Genomic DNA, 6,563 nt, shown 5'->3' on the forward strand with positions numbered 1-6,563 from the left:
GGATCAGCACCTGCCCCACACCTCGTCTGCCACCTCGACAACCAGCTCCAGCTTGGCGAACTGCTCGTCGACCGTCAGCGCGTTTCCCTCCACTGTGGAAGAGAATCCACATTGCGGCGAGAGGCAGAGCTGCTCCAGCGGCACGTACCTGGCCGCCGCCTCGATGCGCCGCTTGAGGTCGTCCTTGGACTCCAGCTCGCCGCGCTTGGTGGTCACCAGCCCCAACACGACCCGCTTGCCCGCGGGCACGAACCGCAGCGGGGAGAAGTCGCCGGAACGCGCGTCGTCGAACTCCAGGAAGAAGCCGTCGACGGCCAACTCGCCGAACAGTGCCTCGGCGACGTGGTCGTAGCCGCCCTCTGCCACCCAGGACGAGCGGAAGTTGCCCCGGCACAGGTGCGTGGTGACCGACAGCTGCGCGGGCCGGTCGGCGATCGCGGCGTTGAGCTGCCTGATGTAGCGCAGGTGTTGGGTGTCGGGGTCCATGCCCTGCTCGGCGATCGCCGCGCGCTGCCTCGGGTCGTTGAGGTAGGCCAGGCTGGTGTCGTCCAGTTGCAGGTAGCGGCAGCCACGCTCGGCCAGCGCCCGCACCTGCTCGGCGTAGGCGGCCGACAGGTCGGCCCAGAACTCCTCCATGTCCGGGTAGATCGCCGGATCGACCACCGACCTGCCGCCACGGTAGTGCACCATGCTCGGCGAGGGGATCGTCTGCTTCGGCAGCGCGGTCGTGGTCAACTCCCGCAGCCTTTCGAAGTCCTCGGCGAAGATGGGGTGTTCCAGTCGCACCTTCGCGACCACGCGCGGCGGGGCGGCCTTCCAGTGCAGCGTGCCGCGCTCGTTGTGGAACTCCACGTCGCGGACGTGTTCGCGATCGATCTCGATCCCGCCGAGTTGCTCGATGAAGTCCATGTGCCAGTAGGTGCGGCGGAACTCGCCGTCGGTGGCCGACGGCAGCCCGACCGACTCCTGCGCGCGGACCACCTCGCGGATGGCTTCGTCCTCCACCTCGCGCAACCGCGCGCGGTCGATGTCACCTGCGGCGTGGTCCTGCCTCGCCCGCAACAACTCCGGCGGGCGCAGCAGGCTTCCGACGTGGTCGGCTCGAAACGGTGGTGTGGTTGTCATGACACGTCCCACTTCCTGTGCGCCTTACTTGCTCGCGGCCGCAACGGCCGGATTCAGTGTGGTTGGTCGACCGGTGGTGTGCCGTGCGTGTGGAACGATTCGATGGTCTTCAGCCCCCACGCCTGGCCCTTGGCCCGCTCCGCCTCGGTCCAGGTGATGGTGCGCCAGTCCGGTGCGAGCACCAGCCGGGTCAGCGGGTTGCACAGTTCGATGCGGTTGCCACCTGGCTCGTAGACGTAGAGGAAGAACGTCTGCTGGATGGCGTGCTTGTGCGGCCCCGTCTCGATGAAGACGTCGTTTTCCAGGCAGATGTCGGCCGCGCGGAGGATGTCCTCCCTGGTGTCGGTGGCGAAGGCGATGTGGTGCAGCCTGCCACGGCTGCCTGTCCAGTCGTTGGTGTAGACGATGTCGTAGGACTTGTTGTTGAAGTGCAGCCATTGCGCGGCGATGGTGCCGTCGTCGAGCTGGATCTGCTCGGTGGCCTCGGCGCCGAGCGTCTCGCGCAGGAAGTCGCCGTTGGGCAGGGTCTGTTGTGCGAGGAAGTTGACGTGGTCGAGCCTGCGCACGCTGAATCCGGTGCTGGGGTAGGCCTGCGGCTGGTTCTTCAGCGAGGGCCGCAGTTCGTCAGGGGCCTGGTACCACTGCGACTCCCAGTACAGCTCGAACTCGTGGCCGTCGGGGTCGGTGAACAGGTAGGTGGGGCCGATGCCGGGATCGCCGTCGATCCAGCCGATGCCGCGCCCTGCCTGTTGCAGTGCGGCGACCCTGCGATGCAGCGCCTCCTCGCTGCAGGCGCGCAGCGCGGTGCGCCGGATACCGGAGGTGTGGTGGGCGGTGAGCTTGAGGCTGTGGTGCTCGTAGTCGTCCCAGGTGCGCAGGTATACGGAGTCGCCGTCGCGACCGTTCTCGGTGAGGCCGAGCACGTGGGTGAAGAACCACAGACTCTGCTGCGGGTGCGGTGTCAGCAGCTCCACGTGTCCAAGGTGGGCGATCTCGTGCAGGGGCGCCATTGCCAACTCCTCCGGGTCTTGCCTGTCGCTGATCGAACCTACGCAGACGTTGACAAGATTGTCAACAATTTCGTTTGAAACCCGCCTCGCGAGTCCCCCGCTCCCGTCGGCGAGTCCCCCGCTCCCGCCCGCGAGTTCTGCGCTCCCGCCCGCGAGTTCTGCGGGAAACGTTCACCGCTTCGTGCCACCGAGCCGTTCTTCGCTCACGTTTCGGACGAGTCCGCAGGGGAAGACTTCGCCAGGGGCCGTACCGGCCTGCCCGGAGACCGGGTCCGCGCCCGCCGCGGACCTGCCCGAAAGGAGCACGTCATGAACGCGATGGGAGACGCCTCGACCGCCCACGGCCGAACGACGCACGAACGGCCGGAGCCGCAGTCTTTCGGATGGCTGGGCTGGGTGGTCTTCGCCGGCGTCATCATGATTCTGATGGGCGCCTTCCACGCCATCACCGGGATCGTCGCGATTCTCGACCCGGGTTTCTACGTCGTCGGCCAGGACGGGCTCGTCGTCAGCGTCAATTACAACGCGTGGGGCTGGGTCCACGTGGGTGTGGCCGCACTGGTGATACTCGCCGGGTTCGGCGTGCTGGCCGGACAGTTGTGGGCACGCATCGTCGGCATCGTGCTGGCCGTGCTCAGCGCGATCGTGAACCTGGCCTTCCTGCCCGCCTACCCGGTGTGGGCAACGATCATCATCGCGCTGGATGTCGTCGTGGTCTACGCTCTCGCGGTGCACGGCGGTGAGGCCAAGCAACTCCAGGAATAGCCCCTCCACGCCCGGTGGGACGTGGGTGGCTCGGGCGTTGAGCCGCCCACGTGTGGCCGCTCCTGGACCGGGTACCCGGCTGGCGGAAACCGCAGGCGACGACAGTAATGAGGTGGCCGGTGGAGTACGGGATGGCGGTGCGGCTCGACGCGCCGATCGAGCAGGCCGAGGACCGCGTCCGCGCGGCGCTGGCAGAACAGGGCTTCGGCGTCCTCACCGAGATCGACGTGCAAGCGACGCTGCGCGAAAAGCTCGGTGAGGAAACCCAGCCCTACCGGATTCTGGGCGCATGCAACCCTCAACTCGCCCACCGCGCGCTCGGCGTCGACAACCGCATCGGCCTGCTGCTGCCGTGCAACGTGGTGCTGCGCTCGGAAGGGGAAGCGACCGTCGTGGAGGCGCTCGACCCGCAGGTCATGGTCAGCGTGCCGGACGAGCCGAAGCTGCAACCGATCGCCGACGAGGCCGGTCGCAGGCTGCGCGACGCGCTGCGGACACTGACCGCCGGATGAGGCGCGCACCGGTGGAGGTGACGTCGCGATGATGGGCGGTTGGGGTATGGGCTGGATGTGGATCTGGCCCACGCTCGTGGTGTTGGGGCTGCTCGCCCTCGTGGCGGCCGCGGTGCTGTGGTCGCGAGGCCGCCCGACGCCGCCCCGGGATTCCTCCTGGCAGGACAGCTCGTCGGCCCGCCGCATACTGGACGAGCGCTACGCCCGCGGCGAGATCGACGAGGAGGAGTACCGCAGGCGACGGGCACAACTGGAGTGAGCGCGAACCGGTTCGGCCGCAGGAGCGCGCTCGTGTTGGCCGCCGCGGGAACGGCGGGCGTGGCGGCAGGGGTGACCGGCTGGGTGACCGGCATCGGAACCTCCACCGATCGCTCCGAGGCCGCCGCCAGCGGTGATCCGCTCACTGACCCCGAGCAGGTTTCCAGCAGGGACGGCGTGCTGGCGCTGACGCTCACCGCGGCGCCGGGAGTGTCGCTGGCGGGCAGGTCCACCTCGGCGCTGGGTTTCAACGGCAGCTCCCCCGGCCCGACCCTGCGGCTGCGGCCGGGTGAGGTGCTGCGAGTTCGGCTGGTCAACGAGCTGGATCAGCCCACCAACCTGCACACCCACGGGCTGCACGTCTCGCCGGAGGGCAACGGGGACAACCCGTTCCTGAGCATCGAGCCGGGCCAGACCTTCGACTACGAGATCCGGCTGCCCGAGGACCACCCGCCCGGCACCTTCTGGTACCACCCTCACCGGCACGGTTACGTGGCCGACCAGGTGTTCGGTGGGCTGGCCGGTGCGATCGTGGTCCGGGGCGGGCCCGACCTCGGCACCGCCGCCGACCGGCCGCTGCTCATCTCCGACATCTCGCTCGACGGTTCCGGCAACGTGGTGTCACCGGGACCACCCGGCAGGATGATGGGCAGGCAGGGAGATCTGGTGCTGGTCAACGGCCAGCACCGACCGGTGGTGTCCGCGCGGGCGGGCACCTCGCAGCGCTGGCGCCTCATCAACACCTGCACCTCCAGGGTGCTGTCGCTGCGGCTGGAGGGCCACCGGCTGGCGCAACTGTCCAGTGACGGCATGTTCCTTCCCGCCCCGGTGGAACGCGACCGGCTCGTGCTGGCTCCCGGTGGCCGCGCCGACGTGCTGGTACGCCCGCAAGACCCCGGCGACTACCGGCTGCTGACCGATCCCTTCGACCGCGGCCATCCCGGCATGGGTGGCATGGGCGGTATGGGACCGGGTACGGCCACGGCGACCGGGCCGATCACCGTGGCCCGGCTGGCGGTGTCGGGGCAGTCCTCGGCAGCCGCACCGCTGCCGGGGCCGCTGCCGACGCCGCCGAACTCGCTTCGGCCCGGTCCGGTGGACAACCGTCGGCAGATCGCCTTCACCATGGGTATGGGAATGCGTGGACCCGGCATGAACTTCGGCTTCGACGGCAGGCAGTTCGATCCGCAACGCACCGACCAGCGCCCCGCGCTTGGGGCCACGGAGGAATGGCTGGTGACCAACAGCACCCCGATGGACCACCCGTTCCACCTGCACGTGTGGCCCTTCCAGGTGGTGGAGACCAGCACCGGTTCCACGACGCCGGACACGTTGCGCGACGTCGTGCTCGTGCCCGCGGGCGGCTGGGTGCGGCTGCGGGTGCGATTCGCCGACTTCCCGGGGCGCAGTGTCTACCACTGCCACATCCTCGACCACGAGGACCTGGGGATGATGGCGACGGTGCACGTCAAGCCCTGAGCTCACACTCCTTCGTGGACCGGACCCGGCCGTTGCGGCCGTGCCCGCGACCGTGACCTCCGCCCCGTGGCGCGCCGCCCCTTCGCGTGCGGCGGGGAATACCACGCTCGATCGTGGGTAGCCCCGTGGCTGGCGAAGCACCGCGAACCGGTCGCGAGGGGTGAGTCCGGCATGAACACCAGCGGCGCACTCACGCTGTTGGCAGTGATGTTGCTGCTCGCGGCCGCGCTGTACGGCGCGGCTTTCCTGCTGCGTAGCGCTGACACGGCCGCGAACGTGCGCCCGTTCCTGTCCGGGCACGACCCCCGAGAGCACGCGGTGTCGCGGTTCCACGTCCGCTGGTACGCCGTCGCCATGATCTTCCTGGCGTTCGACATGGAGATGGTGTTCATGTTCCCGTGGACGCTGGTCGTCGCAGAAAAGGGCACCTCCGCGGTGGTGGAGATGTTCGTCTTCCTCGCCATCCTCGTCGCGGGAGTGGTCTACGCGTGGCGGGAGGGGGCGCTGCGTTGGACCTGACCGAGTTGCACCCGGCGAACCCGAAACCACGGAAGGGCCTGACATCCTGGCTGTCGCGGCGAACCCCGCCGCGGCCGCTGGTCGTGACCACCCCGGGCGGTACGCGGGCGCGGCTCGCCGCCGAGCGGGTGGTGCGGGAACGCGGCTGGTGGGAAGCCGACAGCCCGGCCGAGGCGAACCTGTTCGTCATCGCGGGCCCGTTGCCGGAGCAGCTGCGGCCCTACCTCGAGGCGGTCTGGCGGCAACTGCCGGCGCCCCGGGTACGGGTGCGACTCGAGGCCGGCGCCACCGCCACCGCCGCCGAACTGGCCGCCGCGGCGGACGCGCTGCGTGTCGCGGGCAGGCCCGACCCCGGCGCCATCTCCCGGCAGGAGGAGGACGAGGTGGGCATGGCCGACCGGTTTCCCGACCGGGACGGGCTGACGCTGGATCGGCTGCTGCTGCCGCTGGGACCCGCGCTGCCGCACTGGCCCGCCGGGCTCGCTGTGCGCGCGCAGGTGCAGGGCGACATCGTGCAGGAGGCCACCGTCGAGGTGCTGGGGCTCGACGGTGTCACGCGCGCACCGTTGTGGGCGAGCAGGCCGCCCTCGGCACGGGCGCTGGACTCCTGCGCGCGACTGCTCACCGTCGCGGGCTGGGCCGACGCCGCCGCGGGCGCCCGGAGGTTGCGCGACGGCGTGCTACGCGGTGAGCGCGACGAACCCGCGCTGGCATCGTGGGCGCGCAGGGTGCGGCGCTCGCGCACGCTTCGCTGGTCGTTGGCGGGCATCGGCAACACCGGCGAGAACGGCGTGCCCGCCGGGCTGCGGGGCGACGCGCTCGGCAGGCTCTACCGCCTCCTCGACCGGGCGATGCGACCCGACCAGGAGTCGGCTGAGCCACCCGGCACGGCCGA

At 70.0% G+C, this 6,563-nt stretch carries 7 protein-coding genes and 1 pseudogene; 6 read left to right on the top strand and 2 right to left on the bottom strand.

What is annotated here, in order from left to right:
• Positions 1-3: 3 nt before the first annotated feature.
• The gene (locus SACMADRAFT_RS17765; protein ID WP_009155216.1) at positions 4-1,125 is read right to left on the bottom strand and encodes a 5-methyltetrahydropteroyltriglutamate--homocysteine S-methyltransferase; all 1,122 of its coding nucleotides are present in this window, start codon (positions 1,123-1,125) and stop codon (positions 4-6) included.
• Positions 1,126-1,178: 53 nt separating this feature from the next.
• Entirely contained in the window at positions 1,179-2,135 is a 957-nt protein-coding gene (locus SACMADRAFT_RS17770; protein WP_009155217.1) for a catechol 2,3-dioxygenase, read from the bottom strand.
• Positions 2,136-2,444: 309 nt separating this feature from the next.
• Between SACMADRAFT_RS17770 and SACMADRAFT_RS17775 the strand changes: the two genes are divergently transcribed.
• From SACMADRAFT_RS17775 to SACMADRAFT_RS30470, 6 genes and pseudogenes are all read left to right on the top strand, one after another.
• Positions 2,445-2,900, top strand: a complete 456-nt coding sequence (locus SACMADRAFT_RS17775; RefSeq protein ID WP_009155218.1) for a DUF7144 family membrane protein — start codon at positions 2,445-2,447, stop codon at positions 2,898-2,900.
• Positions 2,901-3,019: 119 nt separating this feature from the next.
• On the top strand, positions 3,020-3,412 hold the full coding sequence (locus tag SACMADRAFT_RS17780; RefSeq protein ID WP_040926553.1) for a DUF302 domain-containing protein: 393 nt from the start codon (positions 3,020-3,022) through the stop codon (positions 3,410-3,412).
• 28 nt (positions 3,413-3,440) lie between these two features.
• Complete coding sequence (locus SACMADRAFT_RS17785; protein WP_009155220.1) at positions 3,441-3,671, top strand: SHOCT domain-containing protein; 231 nt, start codon at positions 3,441-3,443, stop codon at positions 3,669-3,671.
• Complete coding sequence (locus tag SACMADRAFT_RS17790) at positions 3,668-5,149, top strand: multicopper oxidase family protein (protein WP_050998159.1); 1,482 nt, start codon at positions 3,668-3,670, stop codon at positions 5,147-5,149. The genes SACMADRAFT_RS17785 and SACMADRAFT_RS17790 overlap by 4 nt, the downstream gene beginning before the upstream one ends.
• Positions 5,150-5,320: 171 nt before the next feature.
• Positions 5,321-5,668 carry an NADH-quinone oxidoreductase subunit A gene (locus SACMADRAFT_RS17795; protein ID WP_009155222.1) on the top strand — a complete coding sequence of 116 codons (348 nt, stop codon included), beginning with the start codon at positions 5,321-5,323 and terminating at the stop codon, positions 5,666-5,668.
• Positions 5,638-6,563 (top strand): annotated as a pseudogene (locus SACMADRAFT_RS30470) (hypothetical protein); the annotation flags it as partial. The gene SACMADRAFT_RS17795 and the pseudogene SACMADRAFT_RS30470, both read left to right, overlap by 31 nt.

Origin of the sequence: Saccharomonospora marina XMU15 (assembly GCF_000244955.1) — a bacterium.
In the GTDB taxonomy this organism is placed as follows: Bacteria; Actinomycetota; Actinomycetes; order Mycobacteriales; family Pseudonocardiaceae; genus Saccharomonospora_A; species Saccharomonospora_A marina.

Excerpts from the sequence above, each read along its gene's own strand:
- SACMADRAFT_RS17765 (WP_009155216.1), bottom strand. The coding sequence starts at position 1,125 with ATGACAACCACACCACCGTTTCGAGCCGACCACGTCGGAAGCCTGCTG.
- SACMADRAFT_RS17770 (WP_009155217.1), bottom strand. The coding sequence starts at position 2,135 with ATGGCGCCCCTGCACGAGATCGCCCACCTTGGACACGTGGAGCTGCTG.
- SACMADRAFT_RS17775 (WP_009155218.1), top strand. The coding sequence starts at position 2,445 with ATGAACGCGATGGGAGACGCCTCGACCGCCCACGGCCGAACGACGCAC.
- SACMADRAFT_RS17785 (WP_009155220.1), top strand. The coding sequence starts at position 3,441 with ATGATGGGCGGTTGGGGTATGGGCTGGATGTGGATCTGGCCCACGCTC.
- SACMADRAFT_RS17795 (WP_009155222.1), top strand. The coding sequence starts at position 5,321 with ATGAACACCAGCGGCGCACTCACGCTGTTGGCAGTGATGTTGCTGCTC.